A 26,880-nucleotide genomic window follows, 5' to 3' on the forward strand; every position below is an offset into this window, starting at 1 on the left:
TTTAGGCTCCTTTCATAAGATGCTAAGGGCGTTAAGAAAACCGTATAAAAATAGGAGATTGACGCAGAGTCTTTGAAAGACTCAAGGAAGCTCCACTTTTTTACTAGGTTTTTAGCCCGAGCTCAATTAAATAAGATGCTAAGCCGTTAAGCGACTCACAGGAAAATAGGAACCATGACGAAGATGCTTGCATCTAGGAAATGGTTATCTTTTTCCAAAGAGTCGTAGGCGAGCTCGATTAAATAAGATGCTAAGCCGTTAAGTGACTTATTGATTTTAAATCATTGAACTCAGCCAGTCCAGCCTTAGCATAGTTATTTGTAAGAATATTACCGTTTTATACGCAAAAAAACCTAAACAAATACCAAATGACCAGACAAAGAGACACTCTTTGCAATCAATTCGTATTTATCTAGGTTTTGCCTGCTTAACCAGTAACAATCCTTTACGACTAGTATTATAGCATACCATTTTATTTTTGCAAGCGCTTTTACAAAAATAATTTAAAAAACTAGTCTACTGACTAGCTTCCAGACGCTGAATATGAATGGTGAGATAAACTTGCTCATCCTTGCTCATGGGAAAATCGTAAGCAGACACGACATAAGATTTGATTTTTTCGGTACAGGCAAAGGCATGCGGATAATTTTCCTTGACTTGCTCATAAAGGAAGGCGTCATTCTTGCCCTGAACAAGACCGTTTGCCACACGCTGAGCAAAATATTGAACATGGGTGACAAAGCGATTGTAACTGATCGACTCTTCATCTGTGATTTGGCCGAAATGCAGGCGGACAATTTCCAAAATATCAATCACAATCTTGGAAATCAGCCGATTTTTCTCCAGCAGACCGCCGTCTTTTTGGGCATTAATAAAGTGTAATGCAATCGAAGCCGCCTCATCATCAGCCAGCTCTACTCCTAGCTTCTCTTTGATGTACACGATAGCTTCTCTGCCCAGCTGAAATTCTCTGGGATAAAATTTTCTGACTTCCCAGGCCAGCGGATTTTGTATGATCAAACCTTCTTTTGTCCGCTCAATGGTATAATGCAGGTGATCAGCCAAGGCAATATGGAGTGAAATATCAAAGGTTTGCTCTAAAACTTCCTGTCCTTGATGGATAATATCAAGAACCAGCTCTATTTCATCGCTGTCAAGGTCAACATAGACACGTGATAGTTCATCAGCCATATCCGTATTTTGCAAAACGAATCGTTTTTCGATTAATTCTTGATTGACCTCATCGCCGGCCTTCTTTTGAAAACCCAGCCCTTTTCCCATAACAATAATCTCTTCGTCCTTATCCCCCAGAACCTGAACGACATTATTATTAAATACCTTATCAATTTTCATATTATTTTCCTTAGCCTTTAACCAATTAACACTCTTTTATATCATATCAAATAAAATGATAAAAAGTAAAGGCTCTCTTTTCAAACTTGTCTTTAAAAGCCGGTTCTATTTGCGGTACATTTTAAACTGCAGATAGAGATCATTATAGACACCCAGCCATTTTTTACCGAGATTATCATAGACTTCCAAACGGCTGACCGTTTTAGCATCGGGGTAAAAAGCCTTATTGTTTTTGATATCAGCCGGCAGCAGCTCTTTGGCCTTGGCATTTGGTGTCGCATAGCCGATATAGCTGGCGTTTTGAGCAGCATTTTGAGGTTTTAGCATGAAATTAATAAAAGCATAGGCTTCTTTTTTGTGTTTTACTGTTTTAGGAATCACCAGATTATCAAACCAAAGATTTGAGCCTTCACTGGGAACAAGATAGCGTAAATCCTCATTAGCATCCAGCATTTCACTGGCTTCACCGGAAAAAGTCACTCCCAAAGCGGCATCACCCCTAATTAGATACCCTTTCATTTCATCGCCGACAATAGCCTTGATGTTGGGTGTTAATTGGTTCAGCCTGTTTTCAGCTTTTTTTAGCTCTGCGGAATTTTTAGTGTTTAAACTATAACCAAGACTGTTCAGACCAAATCCGATGACCTCGCGGGCACCGTCAACCAGCATGATACTGTTGGCATAGTCTTTATTCCACAAATCACTCCAGTGCTTGGGCGCCTCAGTCAGCATCTTGCTGTTATAAACAATTCCCACTGTTCCCCAGAAATAAGGGATCGAATAGGCATTTGACGGATCGAAGCTTTTTCCAAGAAATTGCCGGTCAAGATTATTCCAGCCTTTGATTTGCGATTGATCAAGTTTGACCAAAAGCCGTTCAGCTCTCATCTTACTAATCATGTAATCGCTGGGAACAGCGATATCATAGGTTGTACCGCCCTGTTTGATTTTAGTGTACATGGCTTCATTGGAATCAAAGGTCTCATATTGAACCTGGATGCCGGTTTCCTTGGTGAATTTTGTCAAAAGCTCAGGATCAATGTAGTCACCCCAATTATAGATAACCAGCTTATCAGACTTGCCGCTGCCGCTTGCCTGCCTGCTCATGTAAAAAACCAGACCGGCCAAAACGAGAACAATAGCCAAGACACCCCCCATAAAAGAGTAAAGTTTATGCATGTCTTTCCTCCTTATCCTGAGAAATAAAGTAATAGCCGATCACAAGCAGAATGCTGAACAGAAAAACGACAGCAGACAGAGCGTTGATTTCTAAAGAAATCCCCTGACGGGCTCGAGAATAAATTTCCACCGAAAGGGTCGAAAAGCCATTTCCGGTGACAAAAAAGGTAACGGCAAAATCATCCAAAGAATAGGTAAAAGCCATGAAATAGCCGGCAATGATACTAGGCGTCAAATAAGGCAGCATGACTTCTTTTAACATCTGAAAATGACTGGCACCTAAATCATAGGCAGCATTGACCATGTCATCATTCATTTCTTTCAATCGCGGCAGCACCATAAGAACAACGATAGGAATGGAAAAGGCAATGTGGCTGAGAAGCACCGAAAGCATGCCTAATTTAAAACCAATAAAAGTAAAAAGGATCAGAAAAGAAGCGCCAATCATAACATCAGGAGCCACCATAAGAACATTGTTGACAGACAGGATAGCATTTTGAGCCTTTCTTTTTGTTTGATAAATAAAGATGGCGCCAAAAGTTCCGATAATCGTTGCCAATAAAGAACTTAAAAAGGCAACAAGAAAGGTTTCAGCTAAAATCAGCATCAGCCGTTTGTCACCAAACATGCTCTCATAATGCTCCAGAGTAAAACCGGTGAAGTGATTCATGTCTCCCGCCTGATTGAAGGAATAAAAGATCAGGTAAAAAATAGGGATATAAAGGATTAAAAAGACAAGGATCAAATAAAGATTAGCTATTTTTTTCATTTATTTCTCTCCTTTGTCGCCCACATGATAAGAAGCATGGTTAGAATTAAAACCACTCCAATGGTTGAACCCATTCCCCAGTTCTGCGTTGTCAAAAAATGCTGTTCAATAGCCGTTCCCAGTGTAATCACACGGTTGCCGCCAATCAGCCGCGTCAGCATAAACAAGCTGAGACTGGGAATAAAAACAGACTGAACACCGCTTCTGACCCCGTTTAAAGACAGAGGAAAAACTACCTTGACAAAGGTTTGCCAATCGGTTGCTCCTAAATCGCGGCTGGCATGGATCAAATTGGGATCAATATCATCCAGTGCATTGAAAATCGGCAGAATCATAAAGGGAATTTCAATATAAGAAGCCACAAAAATAAAGGAAAAATCCGTAAAAAGAATCTGCTTGGGCGCAAGGCCCATAAATTGCAGAAAGCTGTTGACACCGCCCTGACGGCCAAAGATGCCCATAAAGGCATAGGCTTTAAGCAGGAGATTGACCCAAGTCGGCAAAATAACCAGCATCAGCCAGAGCTGTTTTTGCTTGAGCCGCGTCAGAATCAAGGCAGCCGGATAGGCAATCAGCAGTGTCACCAGTGTGATAATGGCAGCATATAAAATAGAATTGAGACTCATTCGCAGATAAGTCCAGCTGGCAAAAAAAGTCTGGTAGTTACCCAGTGTCAGATGTCCTTCAATGTCAAAAAAAGATTTATACAGAATAAGAGCAACCGGTGCTAAAACAAAAAGGCCTATCCAAAGAAGATAGGGGAGAGAAAAGGCATTAAACTTTTTCTTCATGGCGCTCCTCCTCTATAGCATTGATCAGGCCATCTTCGTGCTCTTGGGTTTCCGCGTATTCTTCAAGGCGGGCATCAAACTCTTCTTCAGTCTCATTGAGGCGCATAATATGAATGTCTTCGGGCCTGAAGTCCAGTCCGATAATCTCACCTTCAATAGCCTTGCGGGTCGAATGAATCATCCACTCATTGCCAAGCTCATCATAGGCAATGATTTCATAGTGGACACCGCGAAAAAGCTGCGTGTCTACTTTAACCTGCAGCTTGCCTTCCTCAGGCAGCGTGATTTGCAGATCTTCCGGCCGGATAACCACCTCAACAGGTTCGTTGGGACGCATACCGCCATCAACTGCTTCAAACTGCCGGCCGTTGAATTCTACCAAGTAATCTTCAATCATGGTTGCCGGCAAAATGTTCGATTCTCCAATAAAAGTTGCCACAAAATGATTGATAGGCTCGTCATAGATATCAACCGGAGTTCCGGATTGGACAATTTCACCCTCATTCATGACAAAAATCCAGTCACTCATAGCTAGGGCTTCTTCCTGATCGTGAGTGACAAAAACAAAGGTAATGCCCAGTCTTTGCTGTAATTCCCGCAGCTCATACTGCATTTCGGTTCGCAGCTTTAAATCCAGAGCTGACAGCGGTTCATCCAGCAAAACGACCTTGGGCTGATTGATGATGGCACGGGCGATAGCCACGCGCTGCCTCTGGCCGCCTGATAATTTATGGATGGAGCGATTTTCAAAACCGGCCAAACGGACCATTTTCAGGACTTCTGTTACCCGGTTTTCAATTTCCTTTTTGGCTATTTTTTGTAATTTGAGCGGGAAAGCAACATTTTCAAAGACAGTCATGTGAGGAAAGAGTGCATAGGACTGAAAAACCGTATGAACATCGCGCTTATTGATCGGCAGGTCATTGATTCTCTTGCCATCAAGAAAAATATCGCCGCTGCTTGCTTCCAACAAGCCTGCGATAAGATTTAGGATGGTTGATTTTCCTGACCCTGAGGCTCCAAGAAGCGTATAAAACTTTCCTTCTTCCAGTTCAAAATTAATATCTTTTAAAACAACAGTACCATTGTCCTCAAAGACTTTCGAAACATTTTTAAAGGCAATGATTGGATTAGTCAATGCTTATGCGTCCTCCGCTTGTCCTTCTTTTTCACCAATAATGCGTACTTCCGGCTCTAAAGTAACTCCGGAATTTTCTTTAACCCTGCGAATCACATCCGCAATTAAATCCTCATAGTTTTTGGCAGAGCCATTATCAACATTAACCATAAAACCAGCGTGTTTTTTGCTGACTTCTACACCGCCGATACGATGCCCCATGAGATGAGCCTCCATGATAAGCTGACCGGCAAAATGTCCCATAGGACGTTTAAAAACCGAACCGCAGGACGGATGCTCCAAAGGCTGTTTCAGAGCTCGCAGGTGATTGAGGCGCTGCATTTCCTGACTGATAACAGTGTAGTCACCGGGTTTAAGCGAAAATTTAGCCGAAATCACGACCTCCTTATTATCCTGCAAGGCTGAGCGGCGGTAGCCAAAGCGCATATCACGCGCTTCAACCGTCTTAATTTCTCCATCCCTAGTCAAAACTTGTGCAGAAATCAAAATATGAGAAATCTCGCCTCCATAGGCGCCTGCATTCATAAAGACGGCTCCTCCGACACTGCCCGGAATACCGCAGGCAAACTCAAAACCGGTCAGGCTGTGGTATTGTGCAACCTTGGTTGTCTCAATCAAGTTGGAGCCTGCTTCTGCTTCAATGACGTAGCCGTTAACAGTAACGCTATTGAGCTTGTCAAACATAATGACAAAACCTCGGATCCCACCGTCACGAACAATCAGATTGCTGGCATTGCCTAAAACCATCCAGGGCAGATTGTGTTTGTTGGCAAACTTAACAATTCTTGCCAGTTCATAGCGGTTGCGCGGAAAAGCAAGGAAATCAGCCGGTCCCCCCACTCTCGTATAGGTATATTTTTTTAAAGGCTCGTTAAAGCGAATATCAATGCCTTCTAAACTCGTTTTCATTTCTTTTAACATGATTATCTCAATTCTATACTTTTCAATACTAAAAAATCGGCAGCTAAACCGATTTTATTATATCAAATTTTACTTACTTTGACGACAGAAGACATGATTTTTCATGTATCATTCTTTGCTTATTTCAACAAAGCGACTTCTGATGAGAAAAATTGAAGTACAGCAAGTCAGTCTTTGAAGCGTTTAACCCCGGATTGATCTGTCTCCTTTAGCAAATCAGCAGCTGATTTTTTCAGCAGAGGGTGGATAAAGCTTTCAGCAATATCACTCAAAGGCACCAAAACAAAAGCGCGATTCTGAAGATAAGGATGGGGCACTCGCAGCTTTTCCTCATCAATAATCTCATGGCCATAAAAGAGAATATCGATATCAATCGTTCTTGGACCCCAGTGCTCATGTCGGACACGACCCAGCCGGCTTTCAATGTTTTGGCAGCTGCGCAGCAGCTCTTGCGGTGACAAATCAGTTTCCAGCTGACAAACCATGTTTAAAAAGTCAGATTGATCTGTTTTGCCCCAAGCGGCGGTCTCATAAACTGCTGACTGAGCTAGCAGGCGTGTTCGAGGAAGCTCAGCCAGACTGGCTAAGGCTTTCTGCAAATAAGTTTCCCTATTTTCAATATTGCTGCCCAAACCTAGATAAACAAGGGTCATGGGCGTTCACGCTTTAATTCCACGCCAACAGCATCGTAGTGGCCGGCAATAGGCGGGTTTTCTTTAGTGATCCGGATTGTAACGGCTAAAATGGCAGGAAAATGCTCAAAAATATCCTGACAGACCGCACCCGCCAGCTTTTCAATCAAAACATAGCGGCTGTTTTCAACACGGTGTCTAATCACCTCAAAAACCTTGCCGTAGTGAACCGTATCTTCCAGATTATCTGTTTCTGATGCGGCCTTTAAATCAACTGCTAATTCAGCATCCACAACAAAGATCTGCCCCAAGGCCTGTTCTTCCGAAAAGGCACCGTGATAAGCATAAAAACGGCAGCCTTTTAAAATAATCTTATCCATAACACCTCACATTAACTGACTGGCAACTTTGACAATATCCTTATTAACTGCTACATTGTGCACTCTGACAATTTGGCAGCCCTTATCAATAGCATAGGCAGACAGAGCAGCTGTTGCCATGTCGCGTTCCTGCGGCTTCGTGCTGCCGCCAAGCATACTGTCAACAACACGTTTGCGGGAAATACCAAACAAAACAGGGTAACCAAGACTTGTAATCTGCTCCAAACCTTGCAGCAATTCTAGATTTTGCTCAACATTCTTAGCAAAACCAAAACCGGGATCAAGCCAAATATTTTCTTTTTTAACACCGGCTTTTTGCGCCACTTCTGCACGCGCCAAAAGAAAACGGCTGACATCCTGCGTGACATCATCATAAACTTCCTCTTTTTGATTATGCATGAGAATGATTGGGACATCTTTCTGCGCTGCCAATTCAAACATGCGGCCGTCGTAGAGGCCTGACCAAACATCATTAAGAATATCAGCACCAGCTTCAAGCGCTGCCTGAGCTGTTTGGGTCTTATAGGTATCAATGCTGACGAGACAGTCAAAGCGTTCTTTAATGGCTTTGATAACCGGGATAACCCGCTTCATCTCATCTTCGGCAGAAACAAAAACAGCTCCGGGACGCGTTGATTCACCGCCGACGTCAATAATCTTAGCACCTGCTGCCAGCATTTCTTCTGTTTGCTTGAGTGCCTGATCAACAGAAAGGTACTGACCCCCGTCTGAAAATGAATCCGGGGTCACATTGAGAATCCCCATAATCACTGCCTGATCTGCCAATTCATGCTTGCCGATCTTCATGTTAACTCCTTAATTGTGAATCATTGATATAATTTCCTGCCGGACGTCTTTGTCAGACTGACAAACGCCTCTGGCAACGCTGGTTACTGTTTTACTGCCGGGCTTTTTAATTCCCCGCATGGTCATGCACATATGTTCTGCCTCAATCATAACAAAGACACCTTTAGGCTTTAATGCCTCTTCAAGCGCATGTGCCACCTGAGCTGTCAAACGCTCTTGCAGCTGCGGCCGTTTGCTGGCCACTTCTACTGCACGCGCCAGTTTACTGAGTCCCGTTACCCGGCCATCACTTGGAATATAGGCAACATGAGCCACTCCATAAAAAGGAACCAAGTGATGCTCACACATAGAATAAAAGGGAATATCTTTAACTAACACAACTTCTTCATGTCCTTCAGAAAAAACTGCTGTGAATTGATCCTTGGGATCCTGATTTAGTCCGGAAAACATTTCCTGATACATTCTGGCAACACGCTTTGGTGTCTCTAAAAGCCCCTCACGCTCAGGATTTTCGCCCAATGCTTCTAAAAGCTGATAAACAGCCTTTTCAATCTTTTTTTGGTCTGACATTTACTCTCTCACTCATTTTTTAATACAATCTATTATAGCCTATTTCTTTATTTTTCAAAAGGTCTTTTCTGACCTGTGAAATAAAATAAAGCGATCCTGTGATAACAAAGAGGTCATCTTTTTGAGCCTTTTTAAGTCTTTTCAGCCAGGCCGAAAAATCAGAAATCTGTTTATATTGTGAAGGATAATCTTCCAAAGCTAAAGCTCTGGGATAAGGAAAAGTTGTCACTGTCACATCTGCAAATTGACTCAGCTGCGCAAGCATGTTCTCAACTGGTTTACCTGCAATAGCCGCAAAAAGAACATGAATGTTTTTGTCGGCATACTGCTCTTTTAAGAGGTCGGCTAACACAGCGACACTTTCATTGTTGTGAGCACCGTCAATCATGAGGTTTTCTCTGATAAACTCCGTCCTGCCCGCCCAGCGGCTGTCTGCTAAAGCTTCTTTAATAACAGTTTTTGTCACCTTTGGAAAATCTTTTTGCAGCAAAAAGCTGGTCATAACAGCCAAAGCAGCATTAGATCTTTGGTGGCTTCCCTTCATCACAAGGCGGATATCAGAAATCGTCTCGCCGCCATAACTGAAATCAAAAACCGCTCCTTTATCTGAAATCTTAAAATCTTCTCCCAGCTGATACAGAGGACTTCCGGTTTCCTTAGCCTTCTGATAAAAAACAGCCTTAACATCGCTGCGCTTTTCAGCAAAAACAAAGGGCACTCCTTCTTTTAAAACACCCACCTTTTGTCCAGCAATGTCAGCATGGCTATTTCCCAAAACAGCCTGATGATCCAGCCCGATTGAGGTACAGATGACTGCCTGTGCTTTAAAGACATTGGTCGAATCATACAAGCCTCCCATTCCTGCTTCGATGATTACCAGATCAACCGGATGAACCTGCCCAAAATAAACGAACATCAACAGCGTGATAATTTCAAATTCTGTTGCCGCTTCAAGACTGGTTTCAAGCGGCAGACGTTCCACCACAGGCTTAACTAGCTGAACCAAACGGACCAGCTCGTCTTTGCTGATCATGTGACCATTGACAGAGATGCGTTCCCTGAAATCAATAATATAGGGAGACGTAAAGGTACCGACATCATAGCCTGCCTTGGTAAAAATAGTTTGCAGGTAATTGACGGTTGAGCCTTTTCCGTTAGTACCGACAACGTGAATCCCGTGAATATTTTGCTGGGGATTGCCCATTTCCTCAAGCATCCAAGCCATCCGTTCAAGACCCGGTTTGATACCAAATTTTAAATTGTCATTTATCCAAGCTAAGGCTTCTTGATAGTTCATCACTTCTCTCATTTATTTGCCGGCAATAAAAACCGGCTGCCTCCTTTTTAGCATTTATGAAAATTGTCTCCGCTAGGCTCTTATCTGTTTTTTCTTAACATTAAAATCTGCCCTATGATAAAGATGAAAACCGCCAGCCAAATGAAAATAAAGCCAGGCAATTCACCAAGAGTAATGGTTTCGCCAAAAATTAAAACAGCAATCACCAGCTGTATGGTGGGATTAATATACTGGATAAAACCTATTAGATTAAGAGGGGCTTTTTTAACCCCTTCTGCAAACAGCAGCAAGGGAACAGCGGTCACAAGTCCTGAAAGCATGAGCAGAATATTTTCCAAAAGACTGTAATCAAACAGGCTTTCACCGCTGAAAAAGAAGAGATAAAGCAAAGCCAAAGGCGCTATGACACAGGCTTCTACCAGCATAGCGACATCACTGGAGAGCTTAACATTTTTCTTAATCAGTCCGTAAAAGGCAAAAGAAAAAGCCAGCAGAAAGGTTACCGCAGGAATTTCTCCTGTATGAAAGATGAGAAGGCCAACACCCAAAGCCGCTAGCAATACTGAAAAAGCCGTCCACCTGTCCAGATGCTCGCCCAGAAAGATTAGTGATAAGAGCACAGAAACCAAGGGCATAACATAATAGCCCAAACTTGCTTGGGTGGCTTGCTGGTTAGTAACAGCATAGATGTAAGAAAGCCAGTTAACCGCAATCAAAAAACTAGCCAGAACTGCGGCAGCTCCTGCTTTTTTATCTGTCATTAAACCTTTTATCTGCTGCTTATAAATACGCTGACGCTGAGATAAAAGCATATAAAGCAGCATGGTGACTAAGGTCCAAAGGATGCGGTAGGAAAAAATGGCATAGGCATTGATTCCTGACAGCTGCTTCCAAAAAAGGGAGATAACTCCCCATAATAGATATGCTTCTAAACCGAGCAGCAGCCCCTGTTTAGTCTCTTTCAATCCTTACTCCTTCAGTATCAACAGATAAAAGATAGGTTTTTCCATCCAAGCCCAAACGATCAATCGCTGCTTTGATTCTTTTCCCTTTATCTTGTTCAGACAAAACAATAACGGTCGGGCCTGCTCCTGAAAGATAGGTTGCATAGGCCGCGTTTTCTTCGCCGACAGCCTTAATTGCTGGAAATTCTTTAACGAGGGACTGGCGGAAGCGTTCATGAAAAAGATCGCCTTCGATCGCCTTTCCGGCAGTCTCTAAATCACCTGTCAAAAGACCCGCAACAGCTACGTTGGCAATCGAGCTGGCTGCAACAGCTTCCTTGTAGCTTAGCTGATCAGGCAAAACATTGCGGCTGTCGCTGGTCTTAAGCTCATAGTTAGGAATAAAGGTCACAAAAGAACACTTAGGAAAATCTGCAACAGCATAATTGACCTTTTCATTGACATAACTGGATACTACAAGATTGCCAAAAATGGCTGGCGCTACATTGTCAGGATGACCTTCAATAGCTGTGGCAATAGTTAGTTTTTCGCCGGCTGTCAGCTGTAAATCCGCTAATTGATTGGCCAGCTCGATTCCGGCAACGATAACAGAACTTGATGACCCTAATCCTCTTGCAAGAGGAATATCGCTGGTCATCCGCAGCCGATGAGGCTGCAGGTTAGGGGCAACCTTTAAGGCTGTCACAATCAATAAATTACGGTCATCACTCGGGATGTTCTCCAAATCATGGATAATTTCCCAGGAATCAGCCGCTTCTAAAACTTCAATAGAAAGATATTTGGAAAGGGCAACACCAACAGAATCAAAACCCGGTCCGATATTAGCCGATGTTGCAGGTACTGTAATTTTCATCCTATTCCCCTAACACCTTGAAAGTATTTACTAATTCAAAATCGGCAACAGCCTTCAGTTTTTCAGTAACATTGGCTAACTGTGTCTTGCTCAGAGAGTGCGTGATGATGACAACACGCGCTGTTTGACCGTTGGCCTTTTGCTGCAGAACCTGCTCAAACGAAATATCTTCTGAATTAAAAATTTCAGCTAAGCGCAGCATCTTGCCTTTTTCATCTGCAGTATTGATGGCAAAATAATAGTGGCTCTTAACATCATCAGGATGCGCAATCTGAGTATCGCGAACAAATTCATTAAAAGGTTTGCCGACGTTACCGTCTTTAATACGGCGGGCAATGCGAACAATATCTGCCGTCACAGAGGTTGCTGTCGGTTTCTGTCCGGCACCCGGTCCGTAGTACATGGATTCGCCAATGCCGATAGACTCCACAAAAACAGCATTCATCACATCGTTGACACTGGCAAGCGGATGAGATTTTGGCAGAAATGTCGGTGAAACCTCAGCAAAAATTCCCGATTCGGTTTCTTCAACAGAGCCGACCAGTTTAATCACATAGCCCAGTTGCTGAGCAACACTGACATCATCGGGCGTAATACTTGAAATGCCTTGGTGGGTCACTTGGTCAAAATCAATAGTCATTCCAAAACCAAACTGACTTAAAATAACGGCTTTGTAGGCTGCATCAATCCCTTCGACATCGTTAGTTGGGTCACTTTCAGCATAGCCCAGAGCCTGCGCTTCTGCCAAAGCAGCTTCATAGGTCCAGCCCTCATCAACCATCTTGGTCATCATAAAATTAGATGTTCCGTTGAGCACGCCTAAAATGCGTGTTACCTTGTCAGAGGTCAAAGAGTTTGCCAAGGTCCGCAAAATGGGAATACCGCCGGCAACAGCTGCTTCATAGTAAAAAGCTACGCCCTGATCCTTCGCCAGTTTAATCAGCTCCCTACCGTGTGTGGCAATCAGATCCTTGTTAGCAGAAACAACGTGTTTACCCGCTTCAAGCGCCTTAGTAATAAAGGTTTTGGCAGGCTCGATGCGTCCCATTAGCTCAACAACAATATCAATCGTCTCATCAGATAAAATGTCATCAACATTAGTTACAAAGTTAAAATCATTGCCGGCAGCCAAAAGGCGATCCTTTTCCTCATTGTCCTTGACCAAAACCTTAGCAATTTCCAACTGGTCTCTTGAAGCAGCCGTGATTTTCTCATGATTTTCCTTTAACAAAAACGGAATACCGCTTGCCACTGTCCCGAAACCAAGCAAACCAATTTTTATAGACATTTCTTTCTCCTTGTAAAAAACATTTTTTTCATTATATCAAATTTTCAGCAGAATTTACAGCTAATTAGCTCCTCCATTATGCTATAATTAGCTAAGAGGATAATTTATGATGAAGAAAAATAAAAAGCTGACCATTATCAATATCATCTTGATGCTTGCCTGCCTTGCAGCTTTGGGAAGTCTTGTGATTGTACTCATGCGGCAAAACAGCAAAACCAGCACTAAAACCGCTGTTCCTGTCACCCGTATCAGTCAGGACAAGGCTCAAAAAGCCCAAAAAAAGATTAAATGGATAAAGCAAAAACAGCCTGTTCACCTTCCTATTTTGATGTATCATGCCATTCATGATATGACACCTGATGAGGCAGGCAATGCCAATCTCATTGTGTCACCTGCTGTTTTTGAAAGCCATATCAGGCGCTTGAGCGAAGAAGGCTACTATTTTTTAAGCCCCGAAGAAGCTTATCGGGCTCTCAGTCAAAATGCCCTTCCTGCTAAAAAAGTTATCTGGCTGACTTTCGATGATAGTTTGCTTGATTTTTATACTATTGCTTATCCTATTTTGAAAAAATATCAGGCTAGGGCAACCAACAATGTCATTACCTCCTTTACAGATGAAGGCAGAAGCGGCAACCTGACCATTAAGCAAATGAAAGAAATGAAAACAAACGGTATGTCCTTTCAGTCCCATACGGTTAATCACCCTGACTTAGCAGTTTCTGATCAAGAAACGCAGGCCAAGGAATTATCAGAGTCAAGAACTTATTTGGATAAAGAACTTAATCAAACAACGACAGCCATCGCCTATCCGGCAGGACGCTACAGCGATACCACCCTTAGTCTTGCTAATCAATACAAACTGGGTCTAACAACCAACGAAGGCTTGGCCAGTGCTGAAAACGGGCTGCTGTCTTTGAACCGCGTAAGAATTCTGCCTGATACCAGTGCTGATATTCTGATGAGCACTATTGCTCCTGCTTTGCCATAATTTTTTAAAAGAAAAGAAGGCCGAGACAAATGTGTTTCGGCCTTGTTTCTTTGCCTGATTAAACAGTTTCCAAAATATGCCGAAGCTGCACAGCACTTGGAGAAACAATGGGCAAAAAAGCTCCTTCATTCCAGCGGCGGATAAAACCAGAAGCCGACCCTTTAAGATAACCTCTGCCGCCGCTTGCCTGCAATTCTAACAATAAGCTGGCAGCAACAATATCAACAATGTCTATACGCAGCTGAAAGAGCTGACGAGGATTGTCAATAAAGACCTCTTCTGCTTCCAGACCCTTAAACAGGCTCTGCCGAACAGCAGTCAGCTTGTCCTTTGTTTCATCGTACTCCTGCTTAAGTACCGAGCGATTGCTGCTTAGGCTTTGCGCTACTTCATCCAATGAACGCTCTGCTAAGCCAAAAGCCAGACCAAATTGATAGCCCAAAAATTCCGGCCGCGTCTGAGCCAAAAAGCTTTTGGCATCATCAGACAGTATCCAACTATCATCCAAAAGCACATTATCAAAGCTTAAAGCTGCCGTGTTAGAACCTTGCAGGGCTGCAAATTCTAAATCAGCTGAACGCGACAAACCGGCTGCTCCGGAAGGAATGGCCAAAACGATAGGCTCCTTGCTGCTGTCTTCAAATTGAGCTGCAAAAACAGCCGCAAAACGATCAGACCGCAGATTTGTTACCCAGGGAAGCCTTCCTCTCAGATAGTATTTTCCATCTTGTTCTGCCAAGGTAACATTCAGCTCTTCAATTTTTGATAGATATTTGGTGGCATTTGACAGAGCCGTTCCGGCTGCCAGCTTTCCTGTTAATAAATCCGGCAGCCAAGACTTCTTCAGGACGTCGTTGCTGCTAGCAAGAAGCGTTTCAATAAAAGTTCGATGTCCCCATGATATAAAAGAAGCCGTCAGTGAATGCCGGGCCAGCTCTGACAAAAATTCGACTACTTCTGTCTTACTGCCGCCTTGGCCGCCATAGATTTCAGGCACCGCAATACCAAAAACACCTTCTGCTGCAATGCGCTCCAAGAGCTGATCAGCCAAATCTCCGGACTCTTTGTCAATCTGATCGGCATGGGCATCCAGCCAAGTTATAAAATTTTCCGAAAAATAAGCCATTGTCATCCCCCCCTTTCCTCATGCGGAACTATTTTGCATATTGCTGCAGCTCCGGATTAATCGGTGTATCCGCCATATTATTAGCATAATTACAGAGCGACGCTAAGCTGACACCTAAAACAACATCAAGAGCATTTTCCCGAGTATAACCCGCCTCTAAAAAATCAGCAAAAGCTTCATCTCCGACACGTCCTTTGGTGTTAATCACGGCAATAGTGAATTTAGCCAGTGTATCGAGCTTAGGATCATCATCAATAGGCGTACTGTTGCGCAGGGCTTCCAAAAGATCGGGTGCCATCTGAATCTGCTTAATCGAAAAGGCCGTGTGACCGGCGACACAAAAGGCACAGCCATTGGTTACAGCCGCAGTAATCTGGACCACTTCCCTCTCTGTCGGTGTCAGGGAATTGCGGCGGTTAATGGCTCCAACGGTGCGGTAAGTTTCCAGTGCTGTCGGCGCATTAGCCAACAGTCCGATAAGATTAGGAATATAACCACCGTTATCCTTTTCAACGGTACGCAGTGTTTCTTTGACTTCCTCAGGTGCAGTGTCAATGGTATGTATGGTAAATTTAGACATAAAATAACCTCGATTCTTTTGATATTGCTGATAGGATACCATCTCCTGTGCGTCCTGCATAGTCTAAATTTTTTATGGCCGGCTATAAGCATTAATTATGGGGAAAATGGGCAGCGTTTTTGAAAAAGTAAGCTTTCTATGCTTATCTTGCATCAAAAAATAAGAGGACATGCAAAAAAGACTGGGCAAAATGCCTGCAGTCTTTCTTACTTATACTTGATTTACCAGAGCTATCAATCCATGACAATCATTGCTTTGATCGTTTTTCTTGCTTCCATATCCTTGTAAGCCTGATCGATGTCATCTAATTTATAACTTTGAGTGAAGACCTTACCGGGATTGATCTCACCATCAAGGACAGCCTTCAGCAAGACACTCTTATCATAAGTTGTCACCGAAGCAGGTCCCCCCGCAAAAACAGTATTTCTCATGAAATAATCTCCCGGATTGATGTCATCCGTATGCGGAACTCCGACACGCCCGACAACAGCACCCGGACGGGCAATCTTGATAGCTGTTTCAGTTGAGAGCTGTGTGCCGACACATTCAAGCGCAGCGTCTACACCGTCTCCGTTTGTCAGTTCCAGAACCTTGGCAATACCTTCTTCGCCGCGCTCTGCCACAATATCAGTCGCACCAAATTCTACAGCCAATTCTTGACGGTCTTTGTGGCGGCTCATGATGATAATTCGCTTAGCACCGCGCATTTTAGCTGCAATAACTGCACAAAGCCCAACAGCACCATCGCCGACGACTGCAACGGTATCACCCTTTTGCACATTGGCAACTCGAGCCGCATGATAGCCTGTCGGCATCACATCAGCAAGTGATAAGAAAGAGGCAATCATCCCTTCGCTGTAATCGCTCGGCTGACCAGGGATTTTCACCAAGGACCAATCGGCATGGGCATAGCGAGCATATTCAGCCTGATAGCCGGAGCTGAAGTTAGTGCTGGCATCGTGCCCCTGACAGCCGCCCTCAAAGCCGGCACGGCAGGCCGCACAGTGACCGCAGCCGTGTGTGAAAGGTGCAATGACAAAATCACCCTTGGTGACTGTGTTGACATCAGAGCCCACCTCTTCAATAATCCCGATAATTTCATGACCGGTATTATCTGAACCACTTTCTTTTTGGTCATCACCGCGGTAGGACCAAAGATCCGAACCGCAGACACAAGAACGTACCACACGGATAACAGCATCATCAGATTCGATAATTGCCGGTTTATCAACAGTTTTAACAGCCACTTGGCCTGCTTTAACAAATACAGTTGTTTTCATAATATCCTCCTTAACAATACTAGTCATACTTTAACATATCATATCTGGATAATCAAATCTGAGCATTGATAAAACAAACAAAATTTTAGCATTGTTCTTAAGCATTGGCACGATTCATAAAACTTTAGCCGCAAGAAAATAATTCATGATGCCAGATAAGGAAAATCCCCACCAAGAATAAATCTTAGTGGGGATTTGAAATGTTAAGCTAATTTTCTTATCGCCTTGACACTAGCGAAAAGGCTTTAAGACTCGGCTTTCAGCCCTAAATAATCAGTAATTGATTATTTAAGCGTAACAGTTGCTCCAGCTTCTTCAAGTTTAGCTTTAAGTTCTTCAGCTTCTGCTGCTGCAACACCTTCTTTAAGAACTGATGGTGCGTTGTCAACAAGACCTTTAGCTTCTTTAAGGCCTTCGCCTGTGATTTCACGAACAACTTTGATAACAGCAACTTTCTTGTCACCGCCAGCAGTCAATTCAACGTCAAATGAATCTTTAGCTGCAGCTTCTTCTCCGCCGGCAGCACCAGCTACAGCTACAGGAGCAGCTGCAGTTACACCAAATTCTTCTTCGATAGCTTTTACAAGGTCGTTCAATTCAAGAATTGAAGCTTCTTTAATTTCAGCAATAATGTTTTCAATGTTCAATGCCATTGTTAGTTTCCTCCAAATATGTTTTTTATAAGATTGTCGGCAGCACTAGGCTGCTGTTTGAAGACTTAGGCAGCGTCTTCTTTGCTTTCTGCAACAGCTTTGACAGCATATGCAACGTTGCGGACTGGCGCCTGAAGTACAGACAAGAGCATAGAAAGAAGTCCTTCTCTGTTTGGCAGCGTTGCGAGAGCCATGATTTCTTCTTTAGAAGAAACAGCGCCTTCGATTGCACCGCCTTTGATTTCAAGTGCATCAGCATTTTTAGCAAAATCGTTGATAATTTTAGCCGGCGCAACAACATCTTCATTTGAAAATGCTACGGCAGACGGTCCGGTAAAGACATCGCCAAGTCCTTCAAGACCAGCTTTTTCGGCTGCACGGCGCAAGATTGAGTTTTTAATCACTTTAAATTCAATATCGCTTTCGCGAAGTGAACGGCGAAGAACAGTATCTTGTTCTACTGTAAGACCGCGTGAATCAACAACGACGATACTTGCAGCTGCTTTCATTTTCTCAGCGACAGCATCAACCAATTCTGCTTTTTTAGCAATACTTGCTTCACTCATCAGTGTTTAACCTCCGTTTTTATTTTTGGCTGGATCCAATAAAAAATCGCATCCAAACCCAGACACGAAAGTACAATACGTTTTTAGTTTACGTTTTGTGCCTCGGCAGGAATATTATGAGCACGGCTCCCCTGCTGTCTTAGGTCAGTTTTTTTCAAAACCTTTTTTATCATATCATATTCTGGAAATAAGTCAACCCTTATCTCTTTTTCTGATGCGAGTTAAAAATATTTTTATTATATAATACATATCTCTTGATATATAACAATCAAGGTGTTATAATATAGGCAAATAGTTGATAAAGACTGTTGCAGCAAGGATTTTTACAAAAAACCCTTTTAAAACTGTTATAGTATAACTCTATCAACTATTATATTAATAAAAAGTAAAAGAGGTAATAATTATGGCAAATGATTTTTATGGACGTGATCCATTCGGAAATATGGATGACATTTTCAATCAACTAATGGGAAATATGGGGGGTTATAATTCAGAGAGACGCCGCTATCTAATTAACGGCCGTGAGGTCAGCCCCGAAGAGTTCGCTCAATACCGACAAAGCGGAAAACTTCCTGCCGGTGCTGACGCTCAGCAATATCAAGAAGCTGCTCCTAATGCACCAAAGAAAGATGGTATTTTAGCCAAACTGGGCCGCAATCTGACAGATGAAGCACGCGCCGGTAAGCTGGACCCGGTCATCGGACGCAACAAGGAGATTCAAGAAACAGCCGAAATCCTCTCCCGCCGTACAAAGAACAATCCTGTTCTCGTCGGCGATGCGGGTGTTGGTAAAACAGCTGTTGTTGAAGGTCTGGCTCAGGCTATTGTCAACGGTGATGTCCCTGCTGCTATTAAAAACAAGGAAATCATCTCTATTGATATTTCCGGTTTGGAAGCAGGCACACAGTATCGCGGATCCTTTGAAGAAAATATTCAAAATTTGGTCAGCGAAGTCAAAGAAGCCGGCAATATCATCCTGTTCTTCGATGAAATTCACCAAGTTCTCGGTGCAGGAAGTACGGGCGGCGACAGCGGCTCCAAAGGTCTGGCGGATATCCTCAAACCAGCTCTTTCCCGCGGTGAATTAACTGTTATCGGTGCAACGACTCAGGACGAATACCGCAATACTATTATGAAGAACGCTGCTCTAGCCCGCCGCTTTAATGAAGTCAAAGTCAACGCTCCTTCTGCTGAAGATACCTATGAGATTTTGCAGGGTATTTCAGCTCTCTATGAAAAACACCATAATGTTGTTTTGCCTAAGGAGGTTTTAAAGGCAGCAGTTGATTTGTCAGTCCAATATATTCCGCAGCGCAGCCTGCCAGATAAGGCTATTGACCTTATAGACATGACTGCTGCTCACTTAGCTGCTCAGCATCCGGTTACAGATGTTAAGACACTTGAAAAAGAAATTCAGGCAGAAAAGGACAGACAGCAAACAGCGGTTGACAAAGAAGATTATGAAGAAGCTTTGAAAGCTAAAACTAAAATTGACAAACTGCAAGCTCAAATTGATAACCACACTGAAGGCAACAAGGTAACAGCAACCATAAATGACGTAGCCGAAGCTGTCGAAAGACTGACTGGTATTCCGGTTTCACAGATGGGAACCAGCGATATTGAACGACTGAAAGAAATGACTTCTCGTCTAAAAGGCAAAGTTATCGGTCAGGATGATGCGGTTGAAGCTGTTTCTCGTGCTATCCGCCGCAATCGTGCGGGCTTTGATGAAGGCAACCGCCCTATCGGCAGCTTCCTTTTTGTCGGACCTACCGGTGTGGGCAAGACTGAGTTGGCTAAGCAGCTGGCCTTTGACATGTTCGGCTCCAAAGATGCTATTATTCGTCTTGATATGTCCGAATACAGTGATCGCACGGCTGTTTCTAAGCTAATTGGTACTACTGCCGGTTATGTGGGCTATGATGATAACAGCAACACCCTTACCGAACGCGTTCGCCGCAATCCTTATTCTATCGTTCTGCTTGATGAAATTGAAAAAGCCGACCCGCAAGTCATCACCCTGCTCTTGCAAGTCTTGGACGACGGCCGCTTAACAGACGGTCAGGGCAATACTATTAATTTCAAAAATACGGTCATCATAGCAACATCAAATGCCGGTTTTGGCAATGAATCCTTTAGCGGAAAAGACGAGGATGTCAAAATTATGGACCGTATCGCTCCTTACTTCCGTCCGGAATTCCTCAACCGCTTCAACGCTGTCATTGAATTCTCACATCTGACCAAGGAAGATCTGGATGAAATCGTTGAGCTGATGCTCTCTGAAGTAAATATCACGCTCGCTAAAAAAGGAATTGATCTGACTGTCAGTGACAGTGCCAAAGCGCATCTGATCGAAGAAGGCTATGATGAAGCCATGGGCGTTCGGCCGCTTCGCCGCGTTATCGAACAGGAAATTCGTGACAAGGTAACCGACTTCTATCTGGATCATACCGATGTCAAACATCTTAAGGCTGACATGAAAGACGGCAAACTGGTTATTGAAGAAAACTAATTTTTCCATAAGAGTATATGAGTCCAGCTCCTTTAGGGGCTGGGCTTATTGTCTATTTGAAAATGCTTGGATAATTTGTTAAAGTAAGATTATTCTAACAGAAAGCCTGCTATCTATGGAACTAACTTTATACGATTTATATCAAAAAATGCTCCGTCACATGGGGCCTACTGACTGGTGGCCCGCTGACAGCAAACAGCAGATTATCATCGAAGCCATTCTCATTCAAAATACAACCGAAAAAAACGCTACACGCGCCTCACAGCTGATCAAAGCTGAGACGGATTACGATTTTCGCAGGATACAGGACCTGTCCTCAGAACAATTAGAATTTTTAGTCCGCCCGGCCGGCTTTATGAAAAATAAAAGCAAGGCGATTCGGACAGTTTCTAAGTGGTATCTGGAGAATCAGGAAGATTCTCATGCCGCTGTGAAACAATACGGGCAAAACCTGCGCCAAACCCTGCTGAAACTCCACGGTGTTGGTCCCGAAACGGCCGACGTTCTTCTGACCTATATCTTTGATCAGCCGCAGTTTATTGCTGATAAATATGCCAGAACGCTTTTCAGCCATCTGGGTCTTTCCGGCTTAAGCGATTATCAGAGCCTGAGCCGTCAGCTGACCCAGCTGCCAGCCCCTTTTACTTATCAGGACGCCCAAGAATTTCATGGTTTGATTGATGAATTTGGCAAAGACTATTTTCATCCGCCCAAAAATTTTGAAAACAGCTTTTTGGCGGGTGATAAACTCATTTTATAAAACAAAGCTGCTTGTCTGTAACTTTTGCTTGCTGTCTAAAACACTGCCAGTGTGCACCTGTTATTTTTGAATAATAAAAAAGAGTTTGGGACAAAAGTCTCAAACTCTTTCAATTTATGAAGTATCACATATTTAACGCAGTGGTTTATTGGAAGTCCTTATCCCTTGCTACGCAAGTGATAGCGGCCATCCTAATAAACTGTGCGGAGGTGGGACAACAAAATCGGTAAATCGCCATTTCATGACGATTTACCGATTTTTGTCCCACTCTCTCATTTTTTTACTTCATTCGACTATTGTCTTTTGCCCTGAACAATACCTTTGAAAACAGGGTACAGCAAGGGCACTGCAAGAGCAGTTACTATTGAAGTTCCGAAAGTTCCGGTAATTTTGACAAGAGCTCCTGTCATGGCCGCAAGCAAAGGCAGATTCCCCACTAAGCTGTTAATGATGGTGTACTTGACTAGGTTGAGAATGATTTTTGTCAGGGCAGCAATAATGCCGACAGCAAGGATATTGCTTGCCTTATCCTTTGATTTCATAGCCTTCTCATAAACCAGATGCAGCACATAACAGACAATCAAGGATTCTAAAATCGTTATCCAAACTTCCGCTGCATAGCCATTTAAAATATCAAACAAGCCTAGCCCCAGCGCTGCCGCTAGGGCGCCAAATTTAGAACCAAACACAAGGACAGCCACGACTACCAAAGCATTCCCCAAGTGAATAAACTGCGGCCCCACTTGTATCCGTAAAAATTGAACACTGACCAAAATCAAAGCGGCAAACAAGCTGACTTCTATTATCCGACGCAATTCTTCTTTTTTCATTTTATTTCCTCCAATAACAGGTGATGCTGTTTGATAAGCTCGAACAAGTGCGGCTCGTAGCAAAGACCGTATTTTAAGTCACGCTTTAAAGCCAGCGTACTTTGGATGGCCTCGTCCAGAAAGTCTAAGGCCAGGCGGGCTGATTTTTCCGCTGCAATCCCATGGAAATAGCCGCTGGCCATGATAGCTGTGACAATATCTCCGGTTCCGTAAAATAGCTGAGGATAGCGTTTGGCCATCACATAAACGATTTTGTCAGCTTTCTTTTGATACAGGGCTAAGCCGATCTTATCTTTTTCAAAAGACACCCCGGTCAAAACCGTGATTTGGGGACCTAGGTCAGACAACTGCCACAAAAGATTCTCAATCTGGGCCGGCCCATAACTATCTCCAAGATAGGCTGTGTCTGTTAAAAAAGCAGCTTCTGTCAGATTAGGCGTAATGACATCTGCTTTTTGACAGAGGCGGCGGATATTTTGTGCATAAGCTTGATCAAATCCTTGATAAAACTGTCCATTGTCCCCCATAATAGGATCTACAAAAAGCGGAATCTTCTTTTTCTCCGCAAAATCAATCAGCAGAGCAATCTGGTCCTTATTTTTTAAATAGCCTGTCACTAAGCCATCAAAAACAAGATCCAATTCCTGCCACTGTGACAGAAAGCCAGCCATTCCGGCGGTGTAATCATCTATTTGAATATTTTTAAAACCGCCTGTATGTGAAGACAAAAGGACGGTCGGTAAAATCGCTGTTTCTGCCTGACAGGCTGCCATAATGGGCAGACTGCCGGCCAGAGCAACCTTGCCTAAGCCGGGCAGATCACTCGCCACCAGCAAACGCGGTATCATAAAAAATCCCTCAATTTCTTTTAAAAACTCAAAATTATTGTAAGAAATTTTGGAATAAGGTACAATAGGGACAAAATCAAACTGTATGGGGACAAAATGGCTAGTAAGTATCAAGAAATTTTAACAACTATTGTTCAGCAAATCGAAAGCGGCAAACTCAAGCGAGGAGACAAACTGCCCTCTATCCGCCAGCTAAGTTCTGAATTTAGCTGCAGCAAGGACACCGTCCAAAAGGCCTTATCAGAATTAAAATATCAAAAATATATTTACCCTGTTCCGAAAAGCGGCTATTATGTTTTGGAAGACAATCACGAAGAAGAACTGCTGCCTGAGGTCTCTTCCAGTGATTACAACAATATGGCCTATGAAGACTTCAGAACCTGCATGAACGAAACCTTAGTCGGCCGGGAAAATTACCTCTTCAACTATTACCACCGGCAGGAAGGGCTGGAGGAATTGACCCAGTCCTTGCAGACCCTGTTTTTAGACCAGGCCGTTTACAGCAAAAAAGAAATGATTGCGGTCACCTCCGGAACTCAGCAGGCATTGTATATCCTGTCTCAGATGGACTTTCCTAATAAGAAAAAAACGATTCTGCTGGAACAGCCAACCTATCATCGCATGAACGCCTTGGTGAAATCCCAAAACCTTCCCTATCTGACCATTGATCGCAGTTTCGGAAGCCTTGATTTTAATGTCTTGGAAGAACTTTTCCGCCGGGAAGATATTAAATTTTTTTATACCATTCCGCGGCTTTCCAATCCTTTAGGCCTCTCATACAGTCTTAAAGAAAAGCAGCTTCTGGTAGAGCTGGCGCAAAAATACGATGTCTATATCGTGGAAGATGACTACATGGCAGATTTTGATAAAACGTCCAATGTTTCCCTGCACTATTTGGATACCAATGATAAGGTTATCTACCTCAAGTCTTTTTCGGCAACGCTTTTCCCGGCTCTGCGTCTGGGCGGCTTAGTATTGCCAAGAAAACTGCTGAAAAATTTTCTGGCCTACAAAAGTTTGATCGACTATGACACCAACCTTATCATGCAAAAGGCGCTGTCGCTCTATATTGATAACGGCATGTTTGCCAAAAACAAGAAGCACCTCAGACAGATTCGCAGCCAAGAGCGAAATGAACTAGAAAAAGAAATTCCGGCTGCTCTTCTTCAGCTTCCTCACCATCTCTTTCATGATTCGCTGGTTCTTGAGCTGCCTCCTAAGACAAACCTGGCACTTTTGCGGCATAGGCTGCATGCGCCTGACTTCTTAGAAAAAAATTATATCACTGACTGTCCCTATCAGTTTGTCCATCTCAAAAAAGACAGCAATTGGCAGGATGTGGTAAGCCTTTTAAATAGCTAAAATCAAAGGGACTGAAAATTTTTACTCAGCCCCTTTATTTTTGATAATGTTTAAAGCACAGCTTTAGCGGCGCAGTTTTAGTCCCTTGCTTAAGCTTTCAATATCACTGGGTCTCGTCCGGCAGCAGCCGCCTACAACTTTAGCTCCCAGATTTTGCCAAGAAAGGGTATTTTCTAAAAGCGTGTGCGATCTGTCAGCTGTCTGAGTCCATGTCTGGTGCTGACCGTCATAAACCTCACCTGAATTGGGATAGGTTACCAGCGGTTTATCGGTAACAGCACTGATTTTCTTTAAAAGCTCATCATAAACCAAGGGTGAGCTGCAGTTAATGCCCACAGCCAAAATCTGCGGTACCCCGTCCAGCAAAGCTGCGACGTCTTCTATAGCGGTACCATCAGAAATGCCGCTGCTGTTTTGAGCGGTGAAGCTCATATAAGCTTCTGCATCAGGAAACTCCTCCTGCAGCAGTTCAGTTAAAGCCTGAGCTTCTAAAAAACTGGGAATAGTTTCTAATGCTAACAGATCACTGCCCTTGTCCAGCAGGACAGCAAGGCGCGGTCTGTGAAAATCTTTAAGCGCTTCTTTGTCTATATCACCGTAATCGCCGGTGTATTCGGAACCATCAGCCAAGTAAGCGGCATAAGGACCGACATCGCCGCTGATCAAAGGATAAGGACGCGCTTGTTTTTCTTCCTCGCTTAATTCCTGCCAGACGTTTTCCCTAGCTTTTTTAGCCAAATCAACAGTCAAGGCGATGGTTTTTTCGGCCTCTTTCTGGCTGAGACCGTAATCACACAGCCCCTGCAGGCTGGCTTGGTAGCTGGAAGTTGTTACGATATCAGAACCTGCACGCAAATAGGTCTCGTGAACAGACTGAATCAATCCGGGATCTTCTAACAAGTATTTGGCTGACCACAGTTTTCCTGATACATCGTGCCCTAAGAATTCCAATTCTGTTCCCAAAGCACCGTGCAAAATCAAATAATCTTCCTGCTCTAACAATGTTTTAAATCGTCCCATAAAACCTCCTTAAAACGTTCGATAACGCCAATAATAATACAGATAGCATAAGGCTATAAAGGGCAGACCGAAATAAAGCCCTGCTCTTTGTGAAGCATCCCATGCAATACCAATGATAGAAATCAGCAATAAAACAATGGTCACATAAGGCAACACCGGCGTAAAAGGCGTTCTGTATGACAGCTCTTTCTCGCTGTGATCTTTTAACCACTCTTTACGGAAATTAATCTGCGCCATAGGAATGGACAGCCATACGACCACTACTGCAAAACCGGCAATTGACACAAGAGCCAGATAAACCGTATCTGCAGCATAGATACTTGAAAACAGAGCCAAAACAGCACCGGCCATAGACAGCAGCAAGGCCCGCATGGGAACACCGTGTTCATTGATTTTGACAACCTTTTGGCTGATCATACCCTCATTGGCCAAAGACCAAAGCATGCGGCTGGAAGCGTAAAGTCCTGAATTTCCTGCTGACAAAATAGCCGTTAAAATAACAAAATTCATGATATCGGCAGCAAAGGGAACTCCCATCTTATCAAAGACATCAACAAAGGGGGCGCTTGAAACACCTGCTTCTTTCATTGGTAAAAGCGAAGCTAGAACCACAATGGTTAATACAAAGAAAATCACCAAGCGACCGATTGTTGTCTTAATCGCTTTGGGAACAGCTTCTTTAGGATTATCTGTTTCACCCGCGGCAATACCGATCAACTCAGTTCCGCTAAAGGCATAGTTAACTGCCAGCATAACCGAAACGAGAGCCGCAAAACCCTTAGGCATAGCTCCGTGAGCCAGCAAATGCTTGAAAAGAATAGCCTCATGCCTGCCCTCAAAGGAAACAACTCCAATCATAGCTCCAATTCCCAAAACAATAAACACAAGGATAGCAATCACTTTAATGCTTGAAAAGAAAGACTCGGCTTCCGCAAAAGAGCGGACGCTGAGGGCATTAATGGCAAAAATAACCAGAGCAAAAAGCGTCGCAAACACCCAAGTCGGAACATGGGGAAACCACCGTCCCATGAGCATGCCTGCTCCCAGAAATTCCGTTCCCAGAGCAACGGTCCAGCAGATCCAGTAGAGCCAGGCAACGGTAAATCCGGTCCCCGGGCTGATAAATTTAGTCGCATACGTATGAAAAGAACCGGTGACAGGCATGGCAACCGCCAGCTCTCCCAGCGACAGCATCACCAGATAAACCACCACTGCACCGATTAAATAGGAAATCACCGCTCCTAAGGGTCCGGCCTGTGCAATCGTATAACCGGAACTCAAGAAAAGCCCAGTTCCGATAACACCGCCCAAAGACAGCATAAAAAGGTGGCGGCTGGTCATTTTTCGCTTGAACCGGCCTTCGTTTTCAAAATTATGGTTTTCCATAAACCCTCCTAATGTCTGATACCTCT

Annotated in this window: 27 protein-coding genes and 1 other annotated feature; of the genes, 4 read left to right on the forward strand and 23 right to left on the reverse strand. The window is 43.5% G+C overall.

Annotated features, from left to right (window positions below; all coding sequences use genetic code 11):
- Window positions 1-516: 516 nt before the first annotated feature.
- From licT to G573_RS0107530, 14 genes are all read right to left on the reverse strand, one after another.
- The gene (gene licT / locus G573_RS0107465; RefSeq protein ID WP_027976135.1) at window positions 517-1,353 is read right to left on the reverse strand and encodes a BglG family transcription antiterminator LicT; all 837 of its coding nucleotides are present in this window, start codon (window positions 1,351-1,353) and stop codon (window positions 517-519) included.
- A gap of 105 nt (window positions 1,354-1,458) precedes the next feature.
- Window positions 1,459-2,532 (reverse strand): ABC transporter substrate-binding protein, encoded by a 1,074-nt coding sequence (locus G573_RS0107470; protein ID WP_027976136.1) that lies wholly within the window; start codon window positions 2,530-2,532, stop codon window positions 1,459-1,461.
- Window positions 2,525-3,301, reverse strand: a complete 777-nt coding sequence (locus G573_RS0107475; protein WP_027976137.1) for an ABC transporter permease — start codon at window positions 3,299-3,301, stop codon at window positions 2,525-2,527. Before G573_RS0107475 ends, G573_RS0107470 begins: the two co-directional genes overlap by 8 nt.
- Window positions 3,298-4,092, reverse strand: coding sequence for an ABC transporter permease (locus tag G573_RS0107480; protein WP_027976138.1), 795 nt, complete (start codon window positions 4,090-4,092; stop codon window positions 3,298-3,300). The genes G573_RS0107475 and G573_RS0107480 overlap by 4 nt, the downstream gene beginning before the upstream one ends.
- On the reverse strand, window positions 4,076-5,230 hold the full coding sequence (locus tag G573_RS0107485) for an ABC transporter ATP-binding protein (protein WP_027976139.1): 1,155 nt from the start codon (window positions 5,228-5,230) through the stop codon (window positions 4,076-4,078). Before G573_RS0107485 ends, G573_RS0107480 begins: the two co-directional genes overlap by 17 nt.
- Before the next feature lie 3 nt (window positions 5,231-5,233).
- The gene (gene murB / locus G573_RS0107490) at window positions 5,234-6,154 is read right to left on the reverse strand and encodes a UDP-N-acetylmuramate dehydrogenase (RefSeq protein ID WP_027976140.1); all 921 of its coding nucleotides are present in this window, start codon (window positions 6,152-6,154) and stop codon (window positions 5,234-5,236) included.
- Window positions 6,155-6,318: 164 nt separating this feature from the next.
- A complete protein-coding gene (gene folK, locus G573_RS0107495) occupies window positions 6,319-6,804 on the reverse strand; it encodes a 2-amino-4-hydroxy-6-hydroxymethyldihydropteridine diphosphokinase (RefSeq protein ID WP_027976141.1) in 486 nt (161 codons plus the stop codon).
- Window positions 6,801-7,163 (reverse strand): dihydroneopterin aldolase, encoded by a 363-nt coding sequence (gene folB, locus G573_RS0107500; protein WP_027976142.1) that lies wholly within the window; start codon window positions 7,161-7,163, stop codon window positions 6,801-6,803. Before folB ends, folK begins: the two co-directional genes overlap by 4 nt.
- 6 nt (window positions 7,164-7,169) lie before the next feature.
- Window positions 7,170-7,970, reverse strand: a complete 801-nt coding sequence (folP, locus tag G573_RS0107505; RefSeq protein WP_027976143.1) for a dihydropteroate synthase — start codon at window positions 7,968-7,970, stop codon at window positions 7,170-7,172.
- A 9-nt stretch (window positions 7,971-7,979) separates the two neighbouring features.
- Window positions 7,980-8,540, reverse strand: a complete 561-nt coding sequence (gene folE, locus G573_RS0107510) for a GTP cyclohydrolase I FolE (protein WP_027976144.1) — start codon at window positions 8,538-8,540, stop codon at window positions 7,980-7,982.
- Between the two features lie 19 nt (window positions 8,541-8,559).
- Window positions 8,560-9,837, reverse strand: a complete 1,278-nt coding sequence (locus G573_RS0107515) for a bifunctional folylpolyglutamate synthase/dihydrofolate synthase (protein ID WP_027976145.1) — start codon at window positions 9,835-9,837, stop codon at window positions 8,560-8,562.
- 80 nt (window positions 9,838-9,917) lie between these two features.
- The gene (gene rarD / locus G573_RS0107520; RefSeq protein WP_027976146.1) at window positions 9,918-10,802 is read right to left on the reverse strand and encodes an EamA family transporter RarD; all 885 of its coding nucleotides are present in this window, start codon (window positions 10,800-10,802) and stop codon (window positions 9,918-9,920) included.
- A complete protein-coding gene (thrB, locus tag G573_RS0107525; protein WP_027976147.1) occupies window positions 10,789-11,655 on the reverse strand; it encodes a homoserine kinase in 867 nt (288 codons plus the stop codon). Before thrB ends, rarD begins: the two co-directional genes overlap by 14 nt.
- A gap of 1 nt (window position 11,656) precedes the next feature.
- A complete protein-coding gene (locus G573_RS0107530; protein ID WP_027976148.1) occupies window positions 11,657-12,943 on the reverse strand; it encodes a homoserine dehydrogenase in 1,287 nt (428 codons plus the stop codon).
- A gap of 106 nt (window positions 12,944-13,049) precedes the next feature.
- Here G573_RS0107530 and G573_RS0107535 point away from each other — a divergent pair, with 106 nt between their 5' ends.
- Window positions 13,050-13,931 (forward strand): polysaccharide deacetylase family protein, encoded by an 882-nt coding sequence (locus G573_RS0107535; protein ID WP_027976149.1) that lies wholly within the window; start codon window positions 13,050-13,052, stop codon window positions 13,929-13,931.
- A 58-nt stretch (window positions 13,932-13,989) separates the two neighbouring features.
- Here the strand turns inward: G573_RS0107535 and G573_RS0107540 are convergent, their stop codons facing one another.
- From G573_RS0107540 to rplJ, 5 genes are all read right to left on the reverse strand, one after another.
- Window positions 13,990-15,057 (reverse strand): acyl-CoA dehydrogenase family protein, encoded by a 1,068-nt coding sequence (locus G573_RS0107540; protein ID WP_027976150.1) that lies wholly within the window; start codon window positions 15,055-15,057, stop codon window positions 13,990-13,992.
- A gap of 28 nt (window positions 15,058-15,085) precedes the next feature.
- Window positions 15,086-15,637 carry a carboxymuconolactone decarboxylase family protein gene (locus G573_RS0107545; protein WP_027976151.1) on the reverse strand — a complete coding sequence of 184 codons (552 nt, stop codon included), beginning with the start codon at window positions 15,635-15,637 and terminating at the stop codon, window positions 15,086-15,088.
- A gap of 233 nt (window positions 15,638-15,870) precedes the next feature.
- Window positions 15,871-16,917, reverse strand: a complete 1,047-nt coding sequence (locus G573_RS0107550) for a zinc-dependent alcohol dehydrogenase family protein (protein ID WP_027976152.1) — start codon at window positions 16,915-16,917, stop codon at window positions 15,871-15,873.
- Window positions 16,918-17,201: 284 nt separating this feature from the next.
- Window positions 17,202-17,570: a 50S ribosomal protein L7/L12 gene (rplL, locus tag G573_RS0107555; protein ID WP_027976153.1), complete on the reverse strand. Its 369-nt coding sequence runs from the start codon at window positions 17,568-17,570 to the stop codon at window positions 17,202-17,204.
- 65 nt (window positions 17,571-17,635) lie between these two features.
- Window positions 17,636-18,136 carry a 50S ribosomal protein L10 gene (rplJ, locus tag G573_RS0107560; protein WP_027976154.1) on the reverse strand — a complete coding sequence of 167 codons (501 nt, stop codon included), beginning with the start codon at window positions 18,134-18,136 and terminating at the stop codon, window positions 17,636-17,638.
- 31 nt (window positions 18,137-18,167) lie between these two features.
- Window positions 18,168-18,298, reverse strand: a sequence feature (ribosomal protein L10 leader region).
- A 241-nt stretch (window positions 18,299-18,539) separates the two neighbouring features.
- Between rplJ and G573_RS0107565 the strand changes: the two genes are divergently transcribed.
- Together G573_RS0107565 and G573_RS0107570 are read left to right on the forward strand one after the other, a co-directional pair.
- A complete protein-coding gene (locus tag G573_RS0107565; protein WP_027976155.1) occupies window positions 18,540-20,648 on the forward strand; it encodes an AAA family ATPase in 2,109 nt (702 codons plus the stop codon).
- A gap of 115 nt (window positions 20,649-20,763) precedes the next feature.
- A complete protein-coding gene (locus tag G573_RS0107570) occupies window positions 20,764-21,408 on the forward strand; it encodes an endonuclease III domain-containing protein (RefSeq protein WP_027976156.1) in 645 nt (214 codons plus the stop codon).
- Window positions 21,409-21,701: 293 nt separating this feature from the next.
- Here G573_RS0107570 and G573_RS0107575 read toward each other — a convergent pair whose 3' ends face one another.
- Both G573_RS0107575 and G573_RS0107580 read right to left on the reverse strand, forming a co-directional pair.
- Entirely contained in the window at window positions 21,702-22,238 is a 537-nt protein-coding gene (locus G573_RS0107575) for an ECF transporter S component (protein ID WP_027976157.1), read from the reverse strand.
- Complete coding sequence (locus tag G573_RS0107580; RefSeq protein WP_027976158.1) at window positions 22,235-23,086, reverse strand: pyridoxamine kinase; 852 nt, start codon at window positions 23,084-23,086, stop codon at window positions 22,235-22,237. Before G573_RS0107580 ends, G573_RS0107575 begins: the two co-directional genes overlap by 4 nt.
- Window positions 23,087-23,182: 96 nt before the next feature.
- On the opposite strand from G573_RS0107580, the gene G573_RS0107585 reads away from it, so the two are divergent.
- Window positions 23,183-24,448, forward strand: coding sequence for an aminotransferase-like domain-containing protein (locus tag G573_RS0107585; protein ID WP_027976159.1), 1,266 nt, complete (start codon window positions 23,183-23,185; stop codon window positions 24,446-24,448).
- A gap of 63 nt (window positions 24,449-24,511) precedes the next feature.
- On the opposite strand, the gene mmuM is transcribed toward G573_RS0107585, so the two are convergent.
- The gene (gene mmuM, locus G573_RS0107590) at window positions 24,512-25,468 is read right to left on the reverse strand and encodes a homocysteine S-methyltransferase (RefSeq protein ID WP_027976160.1); all 957 of its coding nucleotides are present in this window, start codon (window positions 25,466-25,468) and stop codon (window positions 24,512-24,514) included.
- Window positions 25,469-25,477: 9 nt separating this feature from the next.
- Entirely contained in the window at window positions 25,478-26,854 is a 1,377-nt protein-coding gene (locus G573_RS0107595; protein ID WP_027976161.1) for an amino acid permease, read from the reverse strand.
- Between the last annotated feature and the right edge of the window lie 26 nt (window positions 26,855-26,880).

Origin of the sequence: Streptococcus devriesei DSM 19639 (assembly GCF_000423725.1) — a bacterium.
GTDB lineage: Bacteria > Bacillota > Bacilli > Lactobacillales > Streptococcaceae > Streptococcus > Streptococcus devriesei.

Excerpts from the sequence above, each read along its gene's own strand:
- G573_RS0107570 (WP_027976156.1), top strand. The coding sequence starts at position 20,764 with ATGGAACTAACTTTATACGATTTATATCAAAAAATGCTCCGTCACATG.
- folK (WP_027976141.1), bottom strand. The coding sequence starts at position 6,804 with ATGACCCTTGTTTATCTAGGTTTGGGCAGCAATATTGAAAATAGGGAA.
- G573_RS0107535 (WP_027976149.1), top strand. The coding sequence starts at position 13,050 with ATGATGAAGAAAAATAAAAAGCTGACCATTATCAATATCATCTTGATG.
- licT (WP_027976135.1), bottom strand. The coding sequence starts at position 1,353 with ATGAAAATTGATAAGGTATTTAATAATAATGTCGTTCAGGTTCTGGGG.
- G573_RS0107530 (WP_027976148.1), bottom strand. The coding sequence starts at position 12,943 with ATGTCTATAAAAATTGGTTTGCTTGGTTTCGGGACAGTGGCAAGCGGT.
- folB (WP_027976142.1), bottom strand. The coding sequence starts at position 7,163 with ATGGATAAGATTATTTTAAAAGGCTGCCGTTTTTATGCTTATCACGGT.
- G573_RS0107580 (WP_027976158.1), bottom strand. The coding sequence starts at position 23,086 with ATGATACCGCGTTTGCTGGTGGCGAGTGATCTGCCCGGCTTAGGCAAG.
- G573_RS0107470 (WP_027976136.1), bottom strand. The coding sequence starts at position 2,532 with ATGCATAAACTTTACTCTTTTATGGGGGGTGTCTTGGCTATTGTTCTC.
- G573_RS0107575 (WP_027976157.1), bottom strand. The coding sequence starts at position 22,238 with ATGAAAAAAGAAGAATTGCGTCGGATAATAGAAGTCAGCTTGTTTGCC.
- G573_RS0107565 (WP_027976155.1), top strand. The coding sequence starts at position 18,540 with ATGGCAAATGATTTTTATGGACGTGATCCATTCGGAAATATGGATGAC.
- rplL (WP_027976153.1), bottom strand. The coding sequence starts at position 17,570 with ATGGCATTGAACATTGAAAACATTATTGCTGAAATTAAAGAAGCTTCA.
- G573_RS0107475 (WP_027976137.1), bottom strand. The coding sequence starts at position 3,301 with ATGAAAAAAATAGCTAATCTTTATTTGATCCTTGTCTTTTTAATCCTT.
- folP (WP_027976143.1), bottom strand. The coding sequence starts at position 7,970 with ATGAAGATCGGCAAGCATGAATTGGCAGATCAGGCAGTGATTATGGGG.
- G573_RS0107545 (WP_027976151.1), bottom strand. The coding sequence starts at position 15,637 with ATGTCTAAATTTACCATACATACCATTGACACTGCACCTGAGGAAGTC.
- G573_RS0107480 (WP_027976138.1), bottom strand. The coding sequence starts at position 4,092 with ATGAAGAAAAAGTTTAATGCCTTTTCTCTCCCCTATCTTCTTTGGATA.
- G573_RS0107550 (WP_027976152.1), bottom strand. The coding sequence starts at position 16,917 with ATGAAAACAACTGTATTTGTTAAAGCAGGCCAAGTGGCTGTTAAAACT.
- folE (WP_027976144.1), bottom strand. The coding sequence starts at position 8,540 with ATGTCAGACCAAAAAAAGATTGAAAAGGCTGTTTATCAGCTTTTAGAA.
- thrB (WP_027976147.1), bottom strand. The coding sequence starts at position 11,655 with ATGAAAATTACAGTACCTGCAACATCGGCTAATATCGGACCGGGTTTT.
- G573_RS0107515 (WP_027976145.1), bottom strand. The coding sequence starts at position 9,837 with ATGAACTATCAAGAAGCCTTAGCTTGGATAAATGACAATTTAAAATTT.
- G573_RS0107595 (WP_027976161.1), bottom strand. The coding sequence starts at position 26,854 with ATGGAAAACCATAATTTTGAAAACGAAGGCCGGTTCAAGCGAAAAATG.
- rplJ (WP_027976154.1), bottom strand. The coding sequence starts at position 18,136 with ATGAGTGAAGCAAGTATTGCTAAAAAAGCAGAATTGGTTGATGCTGTC.
- mmuM (WP_027976160.1), bottom strand. The coding sequence starts at position 25,468 with ATGGGACGATTTAAAACATTGTTAGAGCAGGAAGATTATTTGATTTTG.
- G573_RS0107585 (WP_027976159.1), top strand. The coding sequence starts at position 23,183 with ATGGCTAGTAAGTATCAAGAAATTTTAACAACTATTGTTCAGCAAATC.
- G573_RS0107540 (WP_027976150.1), bottom strand. The coding sequence starts at position 15,057 with ATGGCTTATTTTTCGGAAAATTTTATAACTTGGCTGGATGCCCATGCC.